The 21,840-nt window shown below is 69.4% G+C and carries 22 protein-coding genes; 17 read left to right on the top strand and 5 right to left on the bottom strand.

From position 1 onward, the window contains the following. The first annotated feature begins 1 nt into the window (after position 1). From ABD151_RS11985 to ABD151_RS11950, 8 genes are read left to right on the top strand one after another with little or no spacing between them, the layout of a single operon-like run. Positions 2-220: a ferredoxin gene (locus tag ABD151_RS11985; RefSeq protein ID WP_343994610.1), complete on the top strand. Its 219-nt coding sequence runs from the start codon at positions 2-4 to the stop codon at positions 218-220. Beyond that, entirely contained in the window at positions 213-1,439 is a 1,227-nt protein-coding gene (locus ABD151_RS11980) for a CoA transferase (protein ID WP_343994609.1), read from the top strand. Before ABD151_RS11985 ends, ABD151_RS11980 begins: the two co-directional genes overlap by 8 nt. Continuing rightward, the gene (locus ABD151_RS11975; RefSeq protein ID WP_343994607.1) at positions 1,436-2,689 is read left to right on the top strand and encodes a CaiB/BaiF CoA transferase family protein; all 1,254 of its coding nucleotides are present in this window, start codon (positions 1,436-1,438) and stop codon (positions 2,687-2,689) included. Before ABD151_RS11980 ends, ABD151_RS11975 begins: the two co-directional genes overlap by 4 nt. Further along, positions 2,686-3,300 carry an FAS1-like dehydratase domain-containing protein gene (locus ABD151_RS11970; protein WP_343994604.1) on the top strand — a complete coding sequence of 205 codons (615 nt, stop codon included), beginning with the start codon at positions 2,686-2,688 and terminating at the stop codon, positions 3,298-3,300. The genes ABD151_RS11975 and ABD151_RS11970 overlap by 4 nt, the downstream gene beginning before the upstream one ends. Continuing rightward, complete coding sequence (locus ABD151_RS11965) at positions 3,297-3,773, top strand: hotdog family protein (RefSeq protein WP_343994602.1); 477 nt, start codon at positions 3,297-3,299, stop codon at positions 3,771-3,773. Before ABD151_RS11970 ends, ABD151_RS11965 begins: the two co-directional genes overlap by 4 nt. Beyond that, positions 3,770-4,945: a thiolase C-terminal domain-containing protein gene (locus tag ABD151_RS11960; protein WP_343994600.1), complete on the top strand. Its 1,176-nt coding sequence runs from the start codon at positions 3,770-3,772 to the stop codon at positions 4,943-4,945. Before ABD151_RS11965 ends, ABD151_RS11960 begins: the two co-directional genes overlap by 4 nt. A gap of 5 nt (positions 4,946-4,950) precedes the next feature. Next, complete coding sequence (locus tag ABD151_RS11955; protein WP_343994598.1) at positions 4,951-5,346, top strand: Zn-ribbon domain-containing OB-fold protein; 396 nt, start codon at positions 4,951-4,953, stop codon at positions 5,344-5,346. A gap of 48 nt (positions 5,347-5,394) precedes the next feature. Next, positions 5,395-6,525 carry an NAD(P)H-dependent flavin oxidoreductase gene (locus ABD151_RS11950; protein ID WP_343994596.1) on the top strand — a complete coding sequence of 377 codons (1,131 nt, stop codon included), beginning with the start codon at positions 5,395-5,397 and terminating at the stop codon, positions 6,523-6,525. 26 nt (positions 6,526-6,551) lie between these two features. Here ABD151_RS11950 and ABD151_RS11945 read toward each other — a convergent pair whose 3' ends face one another. Beyond that, on the bottom strand, positions 6,552-7,592 hold the full coding sequence (locus ABD151_RS11945) for a zinc-binding dehydrogenase (RefSeq protein WP_343994594.1): 1,041 nt from the start codon (positions 7,590-7,592) through the stop codon (positions 6,552-6,554). 215 nt (positions 7,593-7,807) lie between these two features. Between ABD151_RS11945 and ABD151_RS11940 the strand changes: the two genes are divergently transcribed. The 8 genes from ABD151_RS11940 (at position 7,808) to ABD151_RS11905 (ending at position 17,646) form a co-directional block, all read left to right on the top strand. After that, positions 7,808-9,481: an AMP-binding protein gene (locus ABD151_RS11940; protein WP_343994592.1), complete on the top strand. Its 1,674-nt coding sequence runs from the start codon at positions 7,808-7,810 to the stop codon at positions 9,479-9,481. Between the two features lie 48 nt (positions 9,482-9,529). Beyond that, on the top strand, positions 9,530-10,405 hold the full coding sequence (locus ABD151_RS11935) for an HpcH/HpaI aldolase/citrate lyase family protein (protein WP_343994590.1): 876 nt from the start codon (positions 9,530-9,532) through the stop codon (positions 10,403-10,405). 166 nt (positions 10,406-10,571) lie between these two features. Beyond that, positions 10,572-11,852 (top strand): TRAP transporter substrate-binding protein DctP, encoded by a 1,281-nt coding sequence (dctP, locus tag ABD151_RS11930; protein ID WP_343994588.1) that lies wholly within the window; start codon positions 10,572-10,574, stop codon positions 11,850-11,852. Continuing rightward, on the top strand, positions 11,849-13,015 hold the full coding sequence (locus ABD151_RS11925; protein ID WP_343994586.1) for an acyl-CoA dehydrogenase family protein: 1,167 nt from the start codon (positions 11,849-11,851) through the stop codon (positions 13,013-13,015). The genes dctP and ABD151_RS11925 overlap by 4 nt, the downstream gene beginning before the upstream one ends. Then, complete coding sequence (locus tag ABD151_RS11920) at positions 13,015-13,485, top strand: MaoC family dehydratase (protein WP_343994584.1); 471 nt, start codon at positions 13,015-13,017, stop codon at positions 13,483-13,485. Before ABD151_RS11925 ends, ABD151_RS11920 begins: the two co-directional genes overlap by 1 nt. Next, positions 13,482-15,485: an FAD-dependent oxidoreductase gene (locus ABD151_RS11915; RefSeq protein WP_343994582.1), complete on the top strand. Its 2,004-nt coding sequence runs from the start codon at positions 13,482-13,484 to the stop codon at positions 15,483-15,485. The genes ABD151_RS11920 and ABD151_RS11915 overlap by 4 nt, the downstream gene beginning before the upstream one ends. Next, positions 15,482-16,894 carry a DUF1254 domain-containing protein gene (locus ABD151_RS11910; RefSeq protein WP_343994580.1) on the top strand — a complete coding sequence of 471 codons (1,413 nt, stop codon included), beginning with the start codon at positions 15,482-15,484 and terminating at the stop codon, positions 16,892-16,894. Before ABD151_RS11915 ends, ABD151_RS11910 begins: the two co-directional genes overlap by 4 nt. Then, a complete protein-coding gene (locus ABD151_RS11905) occupies positions 16,891-17,646 on the top strand; it encodes an SDR family NAD(P)-dependent oxidoreductase (RefSeq protein ID WP_343994578.1) in 756 nt (251 codons plus the stop codon). The genes ABD151_RS11910 and ABD151_RS11905 overlap by 4 nt, the downstream gene beginning before the upstream one ends. Here the strand turns inward: ABD151_RS11905 and ABD151_RS11900 are convergent. The 4 genes from ABD151_RS11900 to ABD151_RS11885 form a co-directional block, all read right to left on the bottom strand. After that, complete coding sequence (locus ABD151_RS11900; RefSeq protein WP_343994576.1) at positions 17,640-18,584, bottom strand: zinc-binding dehydrogenase; 945 nt, start codon at positions 18,582-18,584, stop codon at positions 17,640-17,642. The genes ABD151_RS11905 and ABD151_RS11900 overlap by 7 nt on opposite strands. Before the next feature lie 84 nt (positions 18,585-18,668). Beyond that, entirely contained in the window at positions 18,669-19,460 is a 792-nt protein-coding gene (locus ABD151_RS11895) for a crotonase/enoyl-CoA hydratase family protein (RefSeq protein ID WP_343994574.1), read from the bottom strand. After that, a complete protein-coding gene (locus tag ABD151_RS11890) occupies positions 19,457-20,215 on the bottom strand; it encodes an SDR family NAD(P)-dependent oxidoreductase (protein ID WP_343994572.1) in 759 nt (252 codons plus the stop codon). Before ABD151_RS11890 ends, ABD151_RS11895 begins: the two co-directional genes overlap by 4 nt. 47 nt (positions 20,216-20,262) lie before the next feature. Continuing rightward, positions 20,263-21,459: a thiolase family protein gene (locus ABD151_RS11885; RefSeq protein WP_343994570.1), complete on the bottom strand. Its 1,197-nt coding sequence runs from the start codon at positions 21,457-21,459 to the stop codon at positions 20,263-20,265. Positions 21,460-21,560: 101 nt separating this feature from the next. On the opposite strand from ABD151_RS11885, the gene ABD151_RS11880 reads away from it, so the two are divergent. Continuing rightward, on the top strand, positions 21,561-21,840 hold a 280-nt coding region (locus ABD151_RS11880; protein ID WP_343994568.1), incomplete at its 3' end, for an acyl-CoA dehydrogenase family protein.

Below are 21,840 nucleotides of genomic sequence, written 5' to 3'. Positions count from 1 at the left end.
GATGTTCATCTCGATCGAGGCCGACAAGTGCATGGGCCACGGCCGTTGCTATGCGGTGGCACCGGACCTGTTGAGCGACGACGACGAGGGCTTCGTCGCCGAGCGCGGACGTTGCTGGAGCATTCCGGACGCGCTCATCGGGCAGGCGGAGGACGCCGCCGACGCGTGCCCGGAGGGCGCGATCGCCGTGTTGGCGACTGCGACGCCGACCGATGCTTGAGCACCTCCGGGTCCTCGACCTGACCGACGAGCGCGGCCTGCTCTGCGGTCGGTTGCTCGCGGACCTGGGCGCGGACGTCGTGCAGGTGGAGCCGCTGGGCGGATCGCCGGGGCGCCAGGCCCCACCGCTGGCCGGCGATGTCTCGCTCTACTGGGAGACGTTCGCGGCCGGGAAGCGAGGCGTCAGCGCCGATCTCGCTGACGAGAGCTCGGTGGCCCGGTTGCGAGCCCTGGCCGGCGTGGCCGACATCGTGATCACCTCGTGGCCCCGGGCACAGGTGGAGGCCCTCGGGCTGGACCCGGTCGCCGTGCACGCTGAGAACCCCGAAGCGGTCTACACGATCATCTCCGCCTTCGGGTGGGACGGGCCGAAGGCGGAGTATGCCGACACCGACCTCGTGGTCTGGGCTGCTGGCGGGCCGTTGGCGCCGCACCGGGACGGCGACCTGCCGCCGCTGCGAATCTCCGTGCCGCAGGCCTACCTGCACGCCGCCTCCGACGCCGCAGCCGGTGCCTTGTTGGCCGTGCTCGCTCGTGCGCAGGTCGGGCGTGGCCAAGTGGTCGACGTCTCGGCCCAGGCCTCGATCGGCGTGGCCACGCTGGCTCGGGTGCTGGCGACCGCCGTCGGCGACGATCACCCGGAGTGGCAGACCACCCCGGGCCGCCCTTCGGGTGGGCGCACCGATCAGAGCGGATCGGGCGCAGCGACGCCCAACAGTCTGAAGAAGTGGCATTGCCGCGACGGGATGGTCGAGCTGCACCTGTCGATGGGCCCAGCCGCCGGAGCCTTCACCAACAACCTCTTCGCGTGGATCGCCGAGGAGGGAGGGGTGGGCGAGCCCATCTCCTCCTGGGACTGGCGTGTCGTACCGGACAAGCTGGTCTCCGGTGAGCTCAGCCACGATCAGCTGGACGAGGCGCGTGCCGCCGTCCGTGCGTTCCTGCTGGGCAAGACCAAGGCAGAGGTGCTCGAGGCCGCGATCCGCCGACGCCTGCTCTGCATGGCGATCTTCGACATGTCCGACCTGGCGCAGAGCCCTCACCTCGCGCACCGAGACTTCTGGGTCGACGTCGACCTGCCGGGGGCCCGGGAGCCCGTAGCGATTCCGGGCCGCTTCGCCCAGGTGCTCGGGCCAGAGGGACCGCGCGCCCGTGGGCGCGCGCCCATGGTCGGAGAGCACGACGACATCGTCGCCAAAGAGTGGTTGGGGGAGCAATGAATCTGACCAATGCCAGCAGTGCGGAGCCGCGGGTCGATGCGCTCGCGGGGCTCAAGGTGCTCGACCTCTCGTGGGTGGTCGCTGGTCCCTTGGTAGGCCGCGCGCTTGCTGACTTCGGCGCCGAAGTGGTGCGCATCGAGTCCAGTGTGCGGGTCGAGACGGCACGCCTGATGCAGCCCTTCCACGGTGGCAGGCAGGACAAGGAGGGCTCAGCGCTCTTCGGCAACTGCAATGCCGGCAAGCTCGGCTTGACGCTCGACCTCAAATCCGCAGAGGGCCAGCAGGTCGTCCGTGATCTCGTCGGTTGGGCCGACGTCGTCGTGGAGTCCTTCTCGCCCGGCCAACTGCGCAAGTGGGGCCTCGACTATGAGACCTTGCGTGCTGACAAGCCCGACCTGGTCATGCTCAGCACCTCGATCGCCGGCCAGGACGGGCCGTGGTCGAAGCTCGCGGGATTCGGCAACGTGGGCTCCTCCCTCAGCGGCTTCCAGCACCTCGTCGGCTATCAGGACCGCCTGCCGATGGGCACGTTCGGCCCCTACACCGACTACGTCGGTCCTCGGCTGGCGCTGGTGACCCTGCTCGCGGCCCTCGAGAACCGACGGCGTACTGGCGAGGGTGCCTACATCGACGTCGCACAGGTCGAGGCCGGCATCTTCTTCCTCTCCCCGCAGGTTGCCCACTACGGGTTCGACGGAACCATCGCCGAACGCCACGGAAACCGTGACGCGCAGGCGGCTCCGCACGGTGTCTTCCCCGCCCGGAGCGTGGAGGGCGCGGAGCGGTTCGTGGTGATCTCCGTGCGCGACCGCGCCGAGTGGCAGGCTCTGGCCCGCGCGATCGGGCGTGAGGACCTCGCCGAGCGGGACGACCTGGCCACCGCCGACGGACGCCGGGCGATGGAGGACGAGCTGGAGCAGGTGATCTCGGCATGGACCGCGGAGCGGTCGGCGACTGCGGTCGAGGAGGCTCTCCAACTCCTCGGCGTCCCGGCCCATGCGGCCGTCACCAGCGACGACTACCCGCACGAACCGCAGCTGGCCCACCGGGGGCACCTGGTGGAGCTGCCGCACCCGACGCACGGCCGGACCTTCGTCGAGGGGCCGCGCTACCGGCTCTCCGAGACGCCTGGCGCGCCACGACGAGCGGCTCCCGCGCTGGGACAGGACAACGAGGTGGTCCTGCGCGACCTGCTCGGCTACGACGAGGCGCGCATCGACGCGCTGCGAGAAGGAGGAATCCTGCGATGACCGCCGACACGAGCGGCACGGACTGGACAGCACCGTGGCAGGAGGTGGTCGACGCCGTCGGGCGCGACTTTCTGGACGGGAAGACGACGTGGGGCGGTGATCCGGTGGAGGCCGGCGCGATCCGCCGTTACCTCGAGCCGCTCGAGCTCGACTGCGCCCTCCACACCGACGCGGCAGCGGCACGTGCTGCGGGTCATGATGACGTGGTCATGCCGGCCACCGGTGTGATCGCCTGGACGATCCCGGCTGCCTGGCAGCCCGGAGAGGTGCTCTTCGACTCAGACGAGCGCAACGCCCAGCCCGTGCACAGCGCGATCAACAACGCCGACCTGGGGCTCGGCCCGAAGACGACCGGCTTCTTCGGGACCGACATCGAGCTCGACTTCGACCGCGAGGTCACCGCCGGCGAGCACCTCGGTCGGCGAGGCAAGCGCCTGGTCGCCTGCAAGCCCAAGGAGACCGGTGTCGGTCGCGGTGCCTTCATGACCTGGGAGAGCGAGATCGTCTCTCGTCCCGCAGGCGTCGCCGACGCCGAGCCCGAGGTGGTCGGCCGGATCCGGATCGGCACCTACGCCTATGTCCCGCACCCGAAGAAGGAGGCCGCACGGTGAGCACTGTTCTGACCGGCCGCCGCTTCGAGGAGGTCGCCGTCGGCGAGCCGCTCCCCGAGGTCGCGCTGCCGCTGACCGTCTATCGGCTGGTGATGGCAGCCGGGAGCAACCGCGACTTCAACTCGATCCACCACAACACCGAGTACGCGCGGTCCACCGGTGCTGAGGAGATGTACGCCAACACCTCGTTCCTGATGAGCTCGTGGGAGCGACTGGTCCGGGATTGGTGCGGCGCCACCGGCAGGATCCGCGCGATCCGCGGCTTCCGGATGCGGTCGTTCAACTTCGTCGGGACCACCATGCGGGTGCTCGGAGAGGTCACGGCGACGCGCATCGAACAGGGACCGGACGGGCCCGTCGGCGTGGTGGAGGTCGCCGTTCGCTGCGAAGGCCCGACCGGCATCACCGTCGGACCGGGCACCGTCGAAGTGCTGCTGCCTGTGGACACGTCGCAGAACGAGGAGAGCGCATGAGCATCGAGTCCCCCCGTACCGCGATCGTCGGTCTCGGGATCACCGAGATGGGGAAGGTCTACGGTCGCTCCGCCACGGACTTCGCCGTCGAGGCCATCACCAGTGCCGTTGCGGACGCGGGCCTTCGGCTCTCTGACGTCGACGGTCTCTACGTGAACCCCGGCATCAAGAACGACACCGACATGCGGCTGCAGTCGACGCTGGGCATGCGTGACACGCGCGTGCTCGCCACCCTCCAGGGATTCGGCTCCTCTGCCGGGCAGATGGTGCAGTACGCATCGCTGGCGATCGAGGCCGGGATGGCCGACGTCGTGGTCTGCGTCTATGCCGACGCTCCCCTCAAGGAGGGAAAGCGTGCCGGGGCCGCCTACCCGGGCCAGGCTCGCGCCATGGTTGGTGTCGGCTCGCTGCCGTTCGCGGCCGGCCTCAAGGCGGCACCGGAGCGGTACGCCGTGGGAGCGCGACGCCACATGAACGCCTACGGAACCACCTCGGAGCAGTTCGGAGCAGTGGCCGTTGCCGCTCGCGAATGGGCGCGGATGAATCCGCACGCTCAGATGCGCGACGCCATGACCCTCGAAGACCACCAGTCGTCGCGGATGATCGCGGACCCGTTGCGTCTCCTCGACTGCTGCCTGGTCAGCAACGGTGCGGTGGCGGTCGTGGTCACCAGCGCTGAGCGCGCCGCCTCGTTGAAGCAGCCGCCGGTCCACATCTGGGGCTGGGGCCAGGCGCATCCGGGTTACGTCAACCGCCGCGACAGCGAGTTCGGCTTGGTCAGCGGTGCAGCACAGTCTGGGCCCGCGGCGCTGAAGATGGCAGGGGTGGGCGTCGACGAGATCGACATCCGCCAAATCTATGACTGCTTCACCTACACGACGCTGATCACGCTGGAGGACTACGGCTTCTGCGCGAAGGGGGAGGGTGGTGAGTTCGTGGCGAGCGGCGCGATCGCTCCGGGCGGCTCCCACCCCACCAACACGGGTGGCGGAGAGTTGTCCTCCTACTACATGTGGGGCATGACGCCCCTGTCGGAGGCGATCATCCAGGCTCGCGGGCAGGCCGGCGAGCGTCAGGTCGAGAAGCACGACCTGCAGATGGTGAGTGGCAACGGCGGCGTGCTCGACTTCCACTCCACCCTGATCCTCAGCTCGCACTCGAAGGGACGGTGAGTGCGATGGCACTGGCACCCGTGGTCCGTGACGACTTCTCCGCGCCGTTCTTCGACGGCACCGCGGCCGGCAGACTGATGCTGCGCTTCTCGCCCAGCAGCGGTGAGTGGTCGGAGCCCGCCGCCCGCTTCTGCTCGGTCACTCAGGCCGATGACCTGGAGTGGCGTGAGTCGTCTGGGCGGGGAACGTTGGTGACCTGGACGATCAAGCCGGGTCGCACCAAGGACGACGTGACCACTCCGGACGTCGTGATCGGGATCGTCGAGCTCGAGGAGGGCCCCTGGCTCTCGCTGTGGCTCCCCGAGGCGGACCCCAGCAGCCTCGCGGAGGGCGCGGCGGTCACCGTCGGCTTCGTGCAGCCAGAGGGCAGCGAGCACCTTCCGGTGGCGAGTCTCGCCTGACGGCGGCGAATGGTCACGCCGAGGATCGGGTGAGGGGAGGTGGGACCTGTGCCCACCGAGGTCAGTGCGCTCTGTGACTGGTTCGGGATCGACCTGCCGCTGTTCGCGTTCAGTCACTGCCGCGACGTCGTCGCTGCGGTGACGAACGCCGGTGGCTTCGGGGTGCTCGGCGCCTCCAGCCACACGCCGCAGGAGCTGGAGCAGGAGCTGACCTGGATCGACGAGCAGGTCCATGGTCGGCCCTACGGCGTCGACATCGTCGTTCCTCACTCGTTGGCGGACGGGAGGTCCATCTCCCGCGACGAGCTAGCCCGGCAGGTGCCGGACGCGCACAAGCAGTTCGTCCGCGAGCTGCTTGCCGAGCGTGGCGTGCCGGCCGGGCCTGAGGAGCTGTTCGTCCTCGACCGGGTACCGGACGCTGCGACGGGTGAGGCGCTTCTCGACGTCTCCTTCCGCCATCCGATCGGGTTGATCGCCAATGCTCTCGGGGTTCCGCCGCCGTTCATGATCGAGCGGGCCAAGGCGGCGGGCGTGCCAGTCGCTGCCCTCGTTGGCGCCAAGGAGCATGCCGTCAAGCAGGTGCAGGCAGGAGTCGATCTCCTCATCGCACAGGGTTCGGAGGCGGGCGGACACGTCGGCGAGGTCTCGACGCTGGTCCTCGTGCCAGAGGTGATCGCGGCGATCCGGCCGATACGTGAGGTGCCGGTGCTGGCCGCGGGCGGGATCGTGACCGGCCGTCAGATGGCTGCCGCCGTTGCACTCGGTGCGGCCGGTGCCTGGACCGGATCGGTCTGGCTGACCACGGAGGAGTCCGAGACCGCTCCGCACACGGTGCGCAAGCTGCTGGCAGCGACCTCGCGTGACACGGTCCGCTCGCGGAGTCGGACCGGAAAGCCGTGTCGCCAGCTGCGCTCCGGCTGGACCGAGGCCTGGGATGCGGCCGACGGGCCTGAGGCCCTGCCGATGCCGTTGCAGAGCGTCCTGGCCCGCCGGGCCCTGGCCCGCATCGACAGGCTGGCAGAGACGGGCAACCTGGGGGCTCAGGACCTCGCGACCTACTTCGTCGGCCAGGGCGTGGGCCTGCTGAATGCCTCGCGTCCGGTCCGTGAGGTGGTGCGGGAGATGGCCGAGGACTTTCTGAACGCGGCCGAGAGAGTTCGTCGCTCCGTCGCCGGCTGACCCGCGGACGGGTCCGCCGGAGAGGATCAGAAGGTGACCACCGTGCGCGCTGCGGTCGCGTGATGGAGCTCGTCCAGAGCTTCGCCGACGGCGTCGAGCCCGATGGTCCGGCCGAGGAGCGGGTCGAGGTCCAGGCGACCGGTGAGATACATCCGCGCATACAACGGGACGTCGACCCGCAGCTGCGTGCCGCCGAGCCGGGAACCCTGGATGCGCCTCTCGCCGAGGAAGGCCGTGGTCGGCAGGGCGGCGGTGTCTCCGGGACGGCCCAGGCCGACCACGGTGGCGGTTCCGCGCGTGCCCAGCATCGCGAAGGACTGCTCGATGGTGCTCGGCATGCCGACAACCTCGATGACGTGGTCGACTCCGCCGGTCAGGTCGAGGACCGCCTGTACCGGGTCGGTGGTGGAGGCGTCGACGACGTCCGTCGCGCCGAACGACGTCGCCATGGCGAGCTTCTCGGGCATCCGATCGATGGCGATGACGCGGGAGGCTCCGCTGAGCACCGCGCCTTGGATGGCGCTCAGGCCCACCCCTCCACACCCGATCACGGCCACGGACTGACCGAGCCGGACCGCCGCCGAATGCCGCACGGCGCCGAGGCCGGTGATCACCGCACAGCCGAGGAGGGCGGCCCTGTCCAGCGGCATCTCCTTCGGGACCTGCGCAACACTCGAGGCCTGGACCAGCATCTCCTCGGCGAAGCTGCCGATGCCGACGTACTGCGTCACCGGGTCGCCGTCGCGCACCAAGCGGGATCCGAGGCCAGGGGCTCGCACGCGCATCAGGTTGGCGCAGTGCTGCGGATGGCCCTGGCTACACCAGGTGCAGGTGCCGCAGGAGCCCGCGGGCGCGACCACCACATGGTCGCCAGGTCGCACCGACGTGACCGCCGAGCCGACCTCGAGCACCTCGCCCGCGGCCTCATGGCCGAGGACCGCGGGAAGCTCGAGGTGGGGGTTGCCGCCGGTCTGACCGAAGCGGTCGGAGTGGCAGACGCCGGTGGCCGCGGTCCGGATCCGGACCTCCTGGGGGAGGATGTCCCCAAGGTCAATCTCGCCGATCACAGGCCGTTCGTCGAAGCCATTGAGCACCGCAGCTCGCATCGATTCGCACCTCTTCTCTTGATGTGACGCCGATCCTATCGTAGATTGCTGATCATCAACACCATAGATTTGGTGACGAAGGAACGTGCGGTGCCTGGGACCGCGCCCGTGAGGTGCAAGCCCGACCCGGGACGCCCAGGCACCCTGCCCGGCAGCAAGAGAACTGAGGACGACTCGTGAACCGCCGCCACTACCGCGACCTGACCCCCACTTTCGCCGACCGCTCGCAGTGGGCGTTGCCCACAGTGCTGCGCCACCACGCGGCCGAGCGTCCTGACGCCGTCTGGCTCGACTGCCCGGAGGAGGGACGCACCTGGACCTTCGCCGAGACCCTTGCCGCAGCGGAGCGGGTCGGGCGCAGCCTGCTCGCGCACGGCGCCGAGCCCGGTGACCGCGTCGCGCTGGTCGCGCAGAACTCGTCGGCCTTCGTTCGCACCTGGGTCGGCACGGCGGTCGCGGGTCTTGTCGAGGTCCCGATCAACACCGCGTACGAGCACGACTTCCTGGCCCACCAGGTGAGCACCGTGGAGGCGACCTTCGCCGTCGTCGACGACGTGTACGCGGCTCGGTTCGTCGCGATCGCCGAGGCCGCCAAGTCGATCCGCAAGTTCTGGGTCATCGACACCGGCTCGCGAGACGAGGCCCTGGCAACGCTCCGGCGTGCGGGCTGGGACGCGGCGCCCTTCGAGGAGCTGGACGAGGAGGCGACGAGTCCTGAGGTCGTCGAGGCGACGCTCGCTCTTCCCGAGGTCAGGCCCCAGGACCTGGCCTCCGTGCTCTTCACCTCCGGCACCACGGGCCCGAGCAAGGGCGTGGCGATGCCGCACGCCCAGATGTACTTCTTCGCTGACGAGTGCGTTTCCCTGGTTCGACTCACCCCGGCGGATGCCTGGATGTCGGTCACGCCGCTCTTCCACGGCAATGCTCAGTTCATGGCTGCCTACCCGACCCTGGTCGCGGGTGCGCGGTTCGTCACCCGTAGCCGCTTCTCGGCGAGTCGCTGGGTCGACCAGCTCCGTGAGAGCAGGGTGAGCGTCACCAACTTCATCGGCGTGATGATGGACTTCATCTGGAAGCAGGAGCGCCGCGACGACGACGCGGACAACCCGCTGCGGGTGGTCTTCGCCGCGCCGACGGCGGCGAGCCTGGTGCAGCCGATGAAGGAGCGCTACGGCATCGAGGCGTTCGTGGAGGTCTTCGGCCTGACCGAGACCTCGGCCCCGATCATCAGCCCCTACGGGGAGGACCGGCCGGCAGGTGCGGCGGGTCTCGCTGCTGACGAGTGGTTCGACGTGCGGTTGGTCGACCCGGCGACCGACGAGGAGGTCGCGGTGGGTGAGATCGGCGAGCTGGTGGTCCGGCCCAAGGTGCCGTTCATCTGCTCCGACGGCTACTTCAACATGCCGGACAAGACCGTCGAGGCGTGGCGCAACCTGTGGTTCCACACCGGTGACGCGCTGCGTCAGGACGAAGAGGGCTGGTTCTACTTCGTGGATCGGTTCAAGGATGCGCTTCGGCGGCGTGGGGAGAACATCAGCTCGTACGAGATCGAGACCTCGATCCTGGCCCACCCGGCCGTGGTCGAATGTGCCGTGATCGCGGTTCCGGCATCCAGCGAGGCGGGCGAGGACGAGGTGATGGCCTACGTCATCCTCGGCACCGGGGAGTCGGCGCCCACGCCGGAGGAGCTGTGGGCGCACTGCGACAGCCGGATCCCCTCCTTCGCGGTGCCGCGCTACCTGCGTTTCGTCGACGACCTGCCCAAGACCCCTTCGCAGCGCGTGCAGAAGGCGAAGCTCCGGGCCCTGGGCGTCACGCCCGACACCTGCGACCGTGAAGCACGAGCCTGACCGAGACATCCGGCAAGAGGAGACGCTGTGCACCCTTACCGCACCATCTTGTTCGTTCCCGCCCACAAGCCTGCGTGGGCGGACAAGGCGATCGCGAGCGGCGCGGACTGCGTCGTGGTCGACCTCGAGGACTCGGTGCCGCAGGCGCTGAAGGCAGAGGCTCGCGCGACCGCACGCGAGACGCTCGCGAGACTCCGGGCTCAGCATCCCGACGTCGGCCTCTTCGTGCGGCCCAACGCCCTGGACACCAAGCAGGCGGGAGCGGATCTGGAGGCAGTGGTCTGCCCTGAGCTGGACGGCCTGTTCACGCCCAAGATCAAGGACGCCACCGACGTCCTGCGCTGGGAGACGCTCATCGACTGGTTCGAGGTGCGCAGCGGCGCAAGCGAGCTCAAGATGATCGTGCCGGTCGAGATGGTGGACGCGATCACGAACTGCTTCGAGATCGCGGGCGCCTCACCGCGGGTGGGTGCGATGATCGGGCCGACCTCGGAGCACGCCGACATCGCCCGAGCGGTGGGCTTCCGGCAGTCACGGGAGGGGTCGGAGACGCTCTACCTGCGCAGCCGTATCCTGCTCGCCTGCCGGCAGTACGGCCTGCACGCGTTGACGGCGCTGTGGGAGGACCTCGGCGATCTCGATGGACTCCGCCAGTTCGCGGACTACGGGCTCCAGCTGGGCTTCCGCGGCATGATCGCGATCCATCCGAGTCATGTGCCGGTGATCAACGAGGTCTTCACTCCCTCCGACGAAGAGATTGCCTACTACGAGGCGCTGGTCGCGACGGTGGACGCAGCCGTTGCGCGTGGCGACGGTGCTGTCCGCTTCCGTGGCCAGCACGTGGACCTGGCTCACGCCGACAAAGCGCGGGACTGGCTCGCCCACACTCGGCTCGTCCGGGGAGCCGGCGGCTCTGCGGGCTGACTCGTCGTTCTGAACCCGTGGTGCCGGGCCCGAGCTTCTCGGGCCCGGTCTTGCGTGCCGCGAGGTGCTCTGCTGGGCGCTCTGTTGGGTGAGCGCGGGCCTTGACCGTGACCTAAATCACTGATAAGCATTATTACCATCGGACTAAAACGATGGAGGTTGTCCCGTGGTGAGAACGACCCTGCGCCCCCAGCTCACTGCCGCACTCGGAGTTCTTGCCATGGCGGTGCTCGCCGGCTGCTCCGACAGCCCGTCCGGCGAGACCAATGCCGGCGGCGCGAGCGTCGAGTACGGCGCCAGCAAGGCGGAGTACGCCGAGGCGCTCGGCGACATGGATGCGGTGGAGCTGGTGATCCAGTCGACCGGCCCCAAGGGCTCCGCGACCGGGCGGCGGTTCGAGGACTATGCGGCCGCCGTCGAGGAGTGGTCCGACGGCAAGATCACCTTCGAGTTCGTCTACTCCAACGGTGCGGCACCCCCCGACGAGGTCTACGCGGCACTTGCCGATGGACGACTCGACGTCGGCTCGGTGATGCCGTCGCTGACGCCTGACGAGTTCCCGGCAGCCACCGCGATCAACGACCTGAGCCACCTCGGCAGCCAGCTGCCCGTGGACTGGATGCTCCAGTGGCACGGAATCATGTTCGAGATGGCCGCGGCAGTCGATGACGCCGACCGCGAGTTCGAGGAGCACGGGATCAAGCTGCTCCTCCCAGCCTTCGGATCTGGCGCCTACATGCCCTACTGCACCGAGCCCGGCACCTCGAAGGCGGCGCTCAAGGGCCGCGGCGTCGCCGCTCAGAGCCGGGTGCAGAACAAGGAGGCCGAGGCGATGGGGATGAACCCCACCTCGATCAACTACGCGGAGATGTACGAGGGGCTGCAGCGCGGCGTCGTCGACTGCGCGTTCAGCACCGTGACCGGTGCTGCGTTGGGCGGCTTCATCGAGGCGGCGCCCCAGGTGGGCTTCGACGCCGAGCACGGCTTCAACTCGCCGGGAGGCACCATCGCGATCAGCCTGGCGCGCTGGAACGAGCTCCCGCTCGCCGCGCAGCAGCTGCTCTACGACCGGTTGGACGTGCTGCTCCAGGCGAACTTCGAGGGAGCCTGGGAGAACACTCTGGCCGCGGTTCAGGCGGTGCAGGAGTCGGGCGGGACCTTCCAGGAGTTCGATGACGAGGTCGTCGAGAGCCTCGTCACGGTGCACGAACAGGTCGAGAAGCAGGTCGCGGACGGCGACGCCGTTTCGGATGGCGAGCGGCTCGTCGAGGTGGCGAAGCAGGCTGAGACCGACTGGGCTGAGCGGATCGAGGAGCTCGGCATCGACGGCGTCGGCACCAGCTACGCGGACTTCGCGCAGTGGTACGCCGGCGGCACGCCTGACCTTCAGCCGTACTTCGACGCGTTGTGGGACGGCACGGCGATGGGTGAGAGGCGACCGTCGTGAGCTACGAGGCGACCCCGGTACACGACGACATCCGGCGTGCGGTGCGGACGCTGTGCGAGAAGTTCCCCGATGAGTACTGGGCCGAGCGCGACGAGCGCCACGAGTTCCCCCAGGAGTTCTTCGACGCCATGGTCGAGGGCGGTTGGCTCGGACTCACCATCCCCGAGGAGTACGGGGGTGGTGGACTCGGTGTGACGGAGGCTGCCATCGTGGAGCGGGAGATCGCCGCCTCGGGGGCCGGCATGGGCGGCTGTTCGTCGGTGCACATCGGGATCTTCGGGTTCGAGCCGATCCTCAAGCACGGCAGCGCCGAGCTCAAGCGGCGATTCTTGCCCCGGGTGGCAGAGGGCGGTCTGCAGATCTCCTTCGCCGTCACCGAGCCTGACGCCGGCACGGACACCACCGCCATCTCCACCTTCGCGCGCAAGGTCGACGGCGGTTGGTCGGTGACGGGCAAGAAGGTGTGGATCTCGAACGCCCAGCGGGCGGAGCGCATGCTGCTGCTTGCTCGCACCACGCCCAAGGACGAGTGCGAGCGGCGAACCGACGGGCTCACCGTCTTCTTCGCGCCGCTCGACCGCGAGCGGGTGACGGTCCGCGCGATCCCGAAGATGGGACGCAACTCAGTGGACAGCAACGAGCTGTTCATCGACGAGCTCTTCGTGCCCGATGAGGACGTGGTCGGCGAGGTCGGCAAGGGCTTCCAGGTGATCCTCACCGGGCTCAACGCCGAGCGGGTGGTGGCCGCGAACGCGATGCTGGGCATCGGCGAGGCGGCGCTGCGCCGCGGGACGCAGTACGCCAAGGACCGGGTCGTCTTCGGTCGGCCGATCGGACAGAACCAGGGCCTGGCCTTCCAGCTCGCCGAGGCGAAGATCCGACTCGAGGCGGCCGACGCCGTGCTGGCGAAGGCCACCTGGAAGGTCGACCGCGGGTTGCCCTGCGGAGCCGAGGCCAACTATGCGAAGTGGCTGTGCGCCGACGCGGGCTACCAGGCAGCGGATGTCGCCCTCCAGGTCCATGGCGGGATGGGCTACAGCAAGGAGTTCCATGTCGAGCGCTACTTCCGCGAGGCGCGCCTGATGCGGATCGCTCCGATCAGCCAGGAGATGGTGCTCAACTACGTCGCCGAGCATGTGCTCGGCCTGCCGAGGAGCTACTGATGCGAGGTCTCTACTTCGAGGAGTTCGAGGTCGGGCGTGTCTATCGGCACGCCTTCCGCCGGACGGTCACCGAGTCCGACAACGTGATGTTCACGTCGCTGACGATGAACGTCGCGCCGATCCACCTGGACGCGGAGTACGCCAAGACGACGATCCACGGTCGGCCGTTGGTGAACAGCCTGTTCACGGTCGCGCTGATCGGGGCGTTCCACGTGCCGGAGCTGACGATGGGCACCACGTTGGGCAACCTCGGCTATGAGGAGGTGCGCTTCCCCGCGCCGGTCTTCCATGGCGACACCCTGAGGGGGGAGACCACGATCGTGGACAAGCGCGAATCCAGCAGCCGCGACGACTCCGGGATCGTCTGGTTCGAGCACCGGGGCTTCAACCAGGACGACGTGCTGGTCATGACCTGCAAGCGAGCCGGCCTGATGTTGAAGCTTCCCGACGAGGAGGTCGGAGCCGTATGAGCACGGCCACTCACGCCGCCGACGAGGCGCTCGCGCACGTCCTGCGCCCGATCTCGCTCGGCCCGATGCGCCTGCGGAACCGGATCATGGTGCCGCCGCACGGCTCCGGGATCGGCAACCTGTGGGGAACACCCGAGGAGGCCGAGATCCACATGGCCTACTGGGAGTCGCGCGCCTCCGACGGCGCGGCCTGGATCGACGGCGTGCGTGGTCGGGTGCGGAACCCGGTCATCCCCGGCTTCGAGACCGGCGGCTACGGCGCCGAGACCCTGGGGAACTATCGCCAGCCCAACTACGTGGAACGCGTCTCGGAGCTGGCGGGCCGTCTGCATCGCGTCGGCGCGGTGGTGACCAGCCAGTTGACCGTGATCGGCGGCGTGCCGCAGTCCCCGGGCCGGGTCCTGAGCTCGCCGCTCACCAACGCCCGGCCCCATGTCATGTCGGTCGAGGACATCGCGACCTACGTGGAGGAGTACCGGTACAGCGCCACGCGGGCCCGTCAGGCCGGGCTGGACGGGATCGAGCTGCACCTGAACCACGACGACATGCTCGAGTGGTTCCTGTCCCCGCTCACCAACGTTCGCGACGACCGCTATGGCGGCGGTCTGGAGAACCGTGCTCGCTTCGCGGTGGAGGCGCTCCGGGCAGTGCGCGAGGCGGTCGGCGACGAGCTCGCCGTAGGCGTGCGGTTCAACCTTCGCGAGGAGATGCCCGAGGGCTACGACGAGAGCGGTGGCATCGAGGTCGCCCAGCTGCTCGAGGCGACCGGGCTCGTCGACTACCTCCATGCGGTCGTGGGATCTCCGTGGGGCGACCCGAGCTACATCCAGCCCCAGCACTATGCCGATGCGCAGTGGTCAGCTCTCGCGGGCAAGGTTCGAGCAGCCGTCGGACTGCCGGTCGTCTACGCCGGAAGGGTGACTAGCATCGAGCTCGCCGAGCGGGTCCTGGCCGCGGGCGACGCCGACGTCGTGGGAATCGCGCGGGCCTATCTGGCCGAACGGGACCTGCTCACCAAGGCACTCGAGGGGCGTTCCGACGAAGCCCGGCCCTGCGTCGGCGGCAATGACTGCATCAGCCGGCAGTACGCCGAGGGGCTCCCGTTCGCCTGTGCGGTCAACCCGCACGTGAAGACCGAGGCCCTCGGCCGTTGGGGGCAAGGAGGTCCTGGCACGCTCGGAGTGGCGGCACGTCCCCGTGACCTGCTCGTAGTCGGTGGAGGACCGGCCGGCCTGGAGCTTGCCGCTCTGGCAGCCGAGAGTGGGCACCGCGTCGCGCTCTGGGAGGCGAGCGGGCGAGTGGGCGGACAGCTGGCGACGGTGGCCCAGGCTCCCAGCTTTGAGCGCTATGCCAGCTACCTCGACTGGCAGCGACGGCGCTTGGCGCGCTTGGGTGTCGAGGTGCGACTCGACACCCGCGCCGACGCCGCCTCGGTGCTCGACCACGGCGCCGACGTGGTGGCGGTCGCGACCGGAGCCCATCCCCACCGGCCGCCTTTGCCGGGCTTCGATCTGTCCCACGTGGTCGATGCAGCCGCGGTCCTCGAGGGCGGGAGCCAGGTCGGCAAGCGGGTGGCGATCGTTGCTCAGGACGATCACCTGACGCCGTTGACGGTGGCTGACCTGCTCTCGGAGCGAGGTCATGTCGTCACGCTGGTCTACGGGGCGCCGACTCCTGGGCAGGCGATGGGTCGCTACATGGTGGGAGGAATCCTGGCGAGGCTGCACAAGCGCGGGGTCACCTTCCGTCAGCTCGAGGAGGTCCGCGCGATCACGCCGACCGCCATCGAGGTGCGCAACGTCTACTCCTTCGGCTCCCAGCTGCTGGTCGGGTTCGACTCGGTCGTCCTGGCCTGCGGTGCAGACAGCGACGACGGCCTCTTCCAGGAGCTTCGTGGGCGGGTGCCCGAGCTGCACGTGCTCGGCGATGCCTACGCGCCACGTCGGCTCTCCCACGTGACGCGGCAGGCGTACGCCCTGGCCGAGGCGCTGCTCGAGTGACGACTTCGAGCTCCTCGTGGGGCCGGCGCTGGGTGCCCTACGGGGTCGAAGGCGCGATCTACGACCTGCGGGAGGTCGACCTGCTGGCAGCGCGACCAGTTGCGGACGTGGCGTGGACCGACCCGGACGCGGAGGTGATCCGTGGCTTGGCGCGGGACGCGATCGTGTACGGGCTGCCCGCTGCCCTGCAGTACGCCAACCTCTACCGGAACGTGTTGCGGCCAGGGGCGCCGCGACGCTTCAACGAGTGGCACCACGATCGTCGGCTCGCCACCCCTGACTACGCCGATTTCCGCACCCCCAACGTCGACACCCTGTACTCCACCGCCTGGCTCGATCTCAGCCGCGGCCCGGTGGAGCTGGAGGTGCCGGCGATGAACGACCGGTATTACACGGTCAACCTCCTCGACGTGCACAGCAACGCCGTCAACCTCAGCACCAGAACGCTGGGGCCCCGGGGCGGACGGGTCTGGCTCGTCGCTCCCGGTTGGACCGGCGCGGTGCCGACGGGCGTCCAACGGCTGCGGGTGGCGTCGGAGCATCTCTGGGCGTTGATGCGCATCTTCGTGCGCTCGGCCGGGGACGTCGCCGACGTGTGCTCCTTGCAGGACCGTGTGGTGCTGCGTCCGGAGCGTGCCGGGGCCTGCGACCCGCAAGCGGCTGGGGCGGACACGCACTGGCCGGCAGTGCCGCCCGACGACGACGGCTTCGACGCGGCCGGGATCCTGTGCGCTCTGGACGCCGTGCTGCGCCACAACGGCCATCCGGTTCAGGAGGAGGCGCTGCTGGCCCGGTTCCGCGCGCTCGGCATCGGCGCTCGAGAGCCGCTGGATCCGGAGAAGTGGTCGACAAGCGTGAACGAGGCCGTGGCCTTGGGACACGCAGACGCACGGAGACTGATCGCTGCGGCCGTGACCGCTCGGGGAGCGCCGGCGGGCAACTCAGGCTGGCGCACCCTGAGCTCGGGCGCGTACGGGTACAACTACCTGCATCGAGCAGCGACCAACTACGTCGGGCTCGGGGGCACCACCCGCGAGGAGAGCGGTCCCTACACGGCCCTGGTCGACGGTCAGGGCGAACCGTTGGACGGGAACGCGGGGCCCTATCGCCTCCGCTTCACACCGCCACCCGTCGACGCCTTCTGGTCGGTCACGGCCTATGACCGCGAGAGCCGCGGCCTGGTGGCCAACCCGATCGAGCGCTACGCGGTCAACACTCTGACCGAGGGAGTGCGTCCGACCCCGGACGGGTCACTGACCCTCCACCTCGGCCAGGCGCCAGGACCCGAGGGCTCCGTGTGGCTTCCGGTGCCTGAGGCGCCCTTCTATCTGGTCCTCCGGGCCTATCTCGGGCATCAACAGGTCGTCGACGGCACGTGGGTGCCGTCGCCAGTGGAGAGGGCGTCATGACGGGTGCGCTGGTGGTGGGTGGTGCGGGGGCGATCGGTGCGTCATGTGCCGAGGCGTTGGTCGCAGGTGGGTGGTCCGTCGTGGTCGCCGACCTGGACCTGAGTGCTGCGGAGCGGGTCGGCGAGCGGATCGGCGCCGCCGGCGCCTTCCAGGTGGATGTGACGTCGACGGAGAGTGTGCAGCGTGCGACCGGCGCGGCTGACGAGCTCCTCGGTGGCCTGAGCGCCGCCGTCAACCTCGCCGCGGTGGGTGGGCCCGCCGCCCGGCTGCATGAGTATGCCGACGAAGCGTGGAGCCGCGTGGTTGAGGTCAATCTCAGCGGGACCTTCCGTTGCCTACGGGCTCAGGTCGCAGCGATGCTGCCGACCGGTGGGAGCATCGTGGTGGTCTCGTCGGTCGGTGGAGCGGTCGGCTTCGCGGGCGCGGCTGCCTACTCGACCACGAAGCATGGGCTCACCGGCATGGTCCGCTCGGCGGCCTTGGAGTACGCAGCCGACGGCATCCGTGTCAACGCGGTCGCCCCCGGATTCGTCGACACCGCCTTCCTGCGGTCGCGACGGACCGCCGCCGAGATCGCCCGGCTGGAGGCAGCCCACCCGCTCGGACGGTTGGCGCGGGTGGAGGACGTAGCGGCTACGGTCGCCCATCTGGTCTCGCCGGCAGCGGGCTTCGTCACCGGGTCCACGTACGACGTCGACGGTGGCCTGCTCGCCGGGCACCCTGGTCTGCTCGGCGCCGGTCAGAGTCAGTAGACGGCGACCAGTCGTCCGGTGACCTGGCCCGCCTTGAGGCGGTCGAGCGCTGCCGGGATGTCATCGAAGCCGATCTGCTCCAGCGTTGGGGAGAGCTCGCCGCTGGCGAACATCTCGTAGACGGCGGCGATGTCGTCGACCGTGCCGGAGCGTGAGCCCAGCAGGGTCACCTGCTTCAGGATCAGGTCGTTGGTCGAGATGGTCGACTCCAGGCGACCCATCCCCACCTGCACCACGCGTCCGAACTCGCGCACCGCCTTGATCGCGCCGGCCGTGGTGGATCCGTAGCCGGCGAAGTCGACGACCAGATCGAGGTCGGAGAACGCGGTGATGTCGGCCGCCACCTCGTGCGCCCCGAGCTCCCGAGCCATCGCCCAGAGCTCCTGTTTGGGCTCCGCGACGTACACCTCGGCACCGCGAAGCACGGCTATCCGGGCACCGACCTGGCCGAGGCCGCCGAGTCCGATGACCCCGACGCGTTCCCCCGGTGCCAGCTGCCCGCGCACGACCACGGCCCGGTAGGGAGCGCGCCCAGCGTCCGTGCCGGCGGCTGCCAGCGGGAAGTCGAGGCCTTCGGGGATGCGGACGAGGTCGTCGGGGAGCGCGGTGCAGAGGGGTGCATACCCGCCGCCGCGACCGAAGCCGGGACGCGTCCCCCCAGCCGGGTTGACGGCCACCCGCTCGCCCACGCTCCACCCCTGCACCTGCATTCCGACCTCACGGATCACGCCGGCGATCTCGTGGCCCAGGGTCAGCGGGAGCGGGCCGACCCGCTCCAGCCAGGTGGGGTCGTGCAGGATCCCGACGTCGGTGTGGCAGAGACCTGCGGCGCGGACCTCGATGAGCACCTCGCCGGGTTCAGGGGCCGGAACCGGCACCTCGGCGAGGACGAGTGGCCTCGTCGTCGCGGTCATCTGCCACGCCTTCATCGTCGTCATGCGCTGCTCTCCTCTTCCGTCTTCGTCGACCGACGCGCGCCTGCCTGGTTCATGATCCCGGTAGCGGACCGGGAGTCGGTCAGGTCAGTGCCCGGTCCACTGCGGGGCGCGCTTCTCCACGAAGGCGGCCGCGCCCTCCTTGGCGTCGGCGGACTCGCGGACCGGATTGACGAACGCCTCCTGCCGATCGAACTTCTCGGCAAGCGGCCAGTCGACGGACTGGACGAGGACCTGCTTGGACGCCGCGAGGGCCAGCGGGGCGTTGGCGGCGATCTCGTACGCGAGGGCGAGTGCCTCCGTGAGTGCCTGGCCAGGCTCGGTGAGCCGATTCACCAACCGCGCCTCGGCGGCTTCGGCGGCGGGCCACATGGCGCCGGTCAGGACGAGCTCCATCGCGAGGTGGTAGGGGATCCGGTGCTGCAGCCGGAGCAGGCCGCCCGCGGCGGCGGTCAAGCCGCGCTTCACCTCGGGAAGGCCGAACTTCGCGGCGGAGGAGGCGACGATCAGGTCGCTCGACAGCACGATCTCGAAGCCTCCGGCCAAGGCATAGCCCTCGACGGCTGCGATGAGCGGCTTGCGCGGAGGCTGCTTCACCAGGCCCGCGAACCCCTTGCCCTCGACGACCGGCCGCTCGCCGCGCGCGAAGCCCTTGAGGTCCATGCCGGCGCAGAAGGTGCCGCCGGCTCCGGTGATCACCCCGACGCTGAGGTCGTCGCGCGAGTCGAGCAGGTCGAGAGCGTCGGCGATCTGGTGGGCCATCGCCATCGACATGGCGTTCTTGGCCTCGGGACGGTTCATCGTGAGCACGAGGACCCGGCCCCGCTCCTCGACGATGAGTTCGGGGGCGTTCTCCATCGCGGTCTCCTCGTTGCTCATCGGGGGCTCATCCGGATCGCGCCGTCGAGGCGGATCGTCTCGCCGTTCAGGTAGGGGTTCTCGACGATCTGTTGGGCGAGCATCGCGAACTCGTCGGGCTGGCCGAGTCGTGCCGGGTTGGGCACCTGCGCGCCGAGACCGTCGCGGATCTCCTGCGAGAAGCGGGACAGGATCGGGGTGTCGAAGACGCCGGGGGCGATCGAGTTCACCCGGATCGCCTTCGTGGCCAGGTCGCGGGCCGCGACCAGGGTCATGCCGACCACTCCGGCCTTGGCCGAGGCGTAGGGGATCTGGCCGACCTGGCCCTCCCAGGCGGCAACGGAGGCGGTGAGGATGCAGACGCCGCGCTCTCCGTCCACCACCTCGTTGCGTGCCATCCGGGTGGCGGCCAAGCGCAGCACGTTGAAGGTGCCCACCAGGTTGATGTTGATCAACTGCTGGTAGAGCTCGAGGTCGCCCGCGGAGCCGTCCCTGTTGACCAGGCGGACGGTTCCGCCCTTGCCGGCGCAGTGCACCAAGGCACGCAGGGGCCCGTTCTCCTCAGCGATGTCGAGGGCCGTCTCGACCGCGGCCGGATCGGTGACGTCGCCCAGGGCGAAGGTGCCGCCGATCTCGGCCGCGAACTCCTTGCCCAGTTGCTCGTTGAGGTCGACGATGACCACGTGGGCCCCCGCAGCAGCGAGCCGGCGGGAGGTGGCCGCGCCGAGTCCGGAGGCGCCTCCGGTGACGAGAGCCGAGGCTCCGGTGAGATCCACTTGTCTTCTCCTTCAGTCAGTTGCGGGCGGCTGTCGGCCTGGGCGGCTCAGAGCCGCTCGATGATGGTGGCGTTGGCCATGCCTCCGGCCTCACACATGAGCTGGAGGCCGAAGCGCTGGTCGTTGTCCTCGAGTGCGTGGAGCATGGTGGTCATCAGGCGGGTGCCGGAGGCGCCGAGCGCGTGACCGAGGGCGATCGCGCCACCGCGGGGGTTGAGCTTGGCCGGGTCCACGCCGAACTCGGCCTGCCAGGCCAGCGGAACCGGCGCGAACGCCTCGTTGAGCTCGACGTGGTCAATGTCCCCGATCGAGAGACCGGCGCGCGCGAGAACCTTGTGCGTGGCGGGGATCGGGCCGGTCAGCATCAGCAGGGGATCGTCGCCGACCACGGCCATGCTGTGGATCCGGGCGCGGGGCGTGAGCCCGAGCTCGGTCGCGCGGGCGCGCGACATGATGAGCAACGCGCTGGCTGCATCGATGATCTGCGACGAGTTGCCCGCGGTGACGGACCAGGTCACCTCGGGGAACCGCGCGCTCAGCTCCGGGGTCTCGAAGACCGGCTTGAGGCCGGCGAGCTTCTCGACGGTGGTGCCGCGACGGATCGACTCGTCGCGGACGACGTCTCCGTCGGGGGTGCTCACGGAGATGATCTCGCGGTCGAACGCGCCGGAGTCCTGTGCGGCGGCTGCCCACTCGTGCGAGCGGGCCGAGAGCTCGTCGAGCTCGGTACGGCTCAGCTCCCACCTCGCGGCGACGAGCTCGGCGGCCACGCCCTGGGAGACGAGTCCCGGAGCGAACCGTTCGGCGACGCGGGCGCCGTACGGCTCAGCACCCATGCGTGCCGAGCCCATCACGACCCGGCTCATCGACTCGACTCCACCGGCAACGACGATGTCGGCCTCGCCCGAGGCGATCGCCTGAGCAGCGAAGTGCACGGCCTGCTGGCTCGATCCGCACTTGCGATCGATCGTGGTGGCAGGCACGTGAGCGGGGAACCCGGCGCCGAGCCACGCCATCCGGCCCGGCGTGGCTGACTGCTCGCCGACCTGAGAGACACAGCCGATGATCACGTCATCGACGGCACCGGGGTCGACGGCTGCCGAGCGCTGGAGCAGCGACTCGATCGTCTGGGACAGGAGATCGACGGGGTGGACGCCGGCGAGGGCGCCGCCGGCCTTGCCGCGCCCGCTGGGGGTGCGGATCGCATCGACGATCACGACATCGGTGGAAGAGGTAACGGTCACACCTAATCCTTATCATGGTATGCAGCAAATGTCACCAGATGCTTGACAGGGCTCCCGGGGCATAATCTAGGATAATGATTACAACTGTGGAGGAGGAAGTCGTGGCAAACGACGAGTATGCGGAGATCCGAGGGCTCGCCGCTCAAGTGGCCCGCGAGGTATACGGGCCGCTGGCTGAGGCGATGGACGTCAACAGGACGCCCGTGACGCGCGAGCAGCGGATGCAGCTGGGTGAGCTCGGCTTCCTGGGCATCGCGCACCCCGAGGAGTACGGCGGCTCAGGTGCATCTCTCGAGCAGGCACTGGTGGTCGTGGAGGAGTTCGGGAAGGTGTGCCGTCCCGCTGCCTTCCAGATCTTCGAGGCCAACACCGGTCCTGCTC

Source organism: Nocardioides dubius, from assembly GCF_039528155.1.
GTDB classification, from domain to species: domain Bacteria; phylum Actinomycetota; class Actinomycetes; order Propionibacteriales; family Nocardioidaceae; genus Nocardioides; species Nocardioides dubius.
This window is presented reverse-complemented; position numbering and strand designations above follow the sequence as displayed.

Coding starts and splice junctions, on each gene's coding strand:
- ABD151_RS11985 (WP_343994610.1), top strand. CDS start 2: ATGTTCATCTCGATCGAGGCCGACAAGTGCATGGGCCACGGCCGTTGC.
- ABD151_RS11980 (WP_343994609.1), top strand. CDS start 213: ATGCTTGAGCACCTCCGGGTCCTCGACCTGACCGACGAGCGCGGCCTG.
- ABD151_RS11975 (WP_343994607.1), top strand. CDS start 1,436: ATGAATCTGACCAATGCCAGCAGTGCGGAGCCGCGGGTCGATGCGCTC.
- ABD151_RS11970 (WP_343994604.1), top strand. CDS start 2,686: ATGACCGCCGACACGAGCGGCACGGACTGGACAGCACCGTGGCAGGAG.
- ABD151_RS11960 (WP_343994600.1), top strand. CDS start 3,770: ATGAGCATCGAGTCCCCCCGTACCGCGATCGTCGGTCTCGGGATCACC.
- ABD151_RS11955 (WP_343994598.1), top strand. CDS start 4,951: ATGGCACTGGCACCCGTGGTCCGTGACGACTTCTCCGCGCCGTTCTTC.
- ABD151_RS11920 (WP_343994584.1), top strand. CDS start 13,015: ATGCGAGGTCTCTACTTCGAGGAGTTCGAGGTCGGGCGTGTCTATCGG.
- ABD151_RS11915 (WP_343994582.1), top strand. CDS start 13,482: ATGAGCACGGCCACTCACGCCGCCGACGAGGCGCTCGCGCACGTCCTG.
- ABD151_RS11905 (WP_343994578.1), top strand. CDS start 16,891: ATGACGGGTGCGCTGGTGGTGGGTGGTGCGGGGGCGATCGGTGCGTCA.
- ABD151_RS11900 (WP_343994576.1), bottom strand. CDS start 18,584: ATGACGACGATGAAGGCGTGGCAGATGACCGCGACGACGAGGCCACTC.
- ABD151_RS11895 (WP_343994574.1), bottom strand. CDS start 19,460: ATGAGCAACGAGGAGACCGCGATGGAGAACGCCCCCGAACTCATCGTC.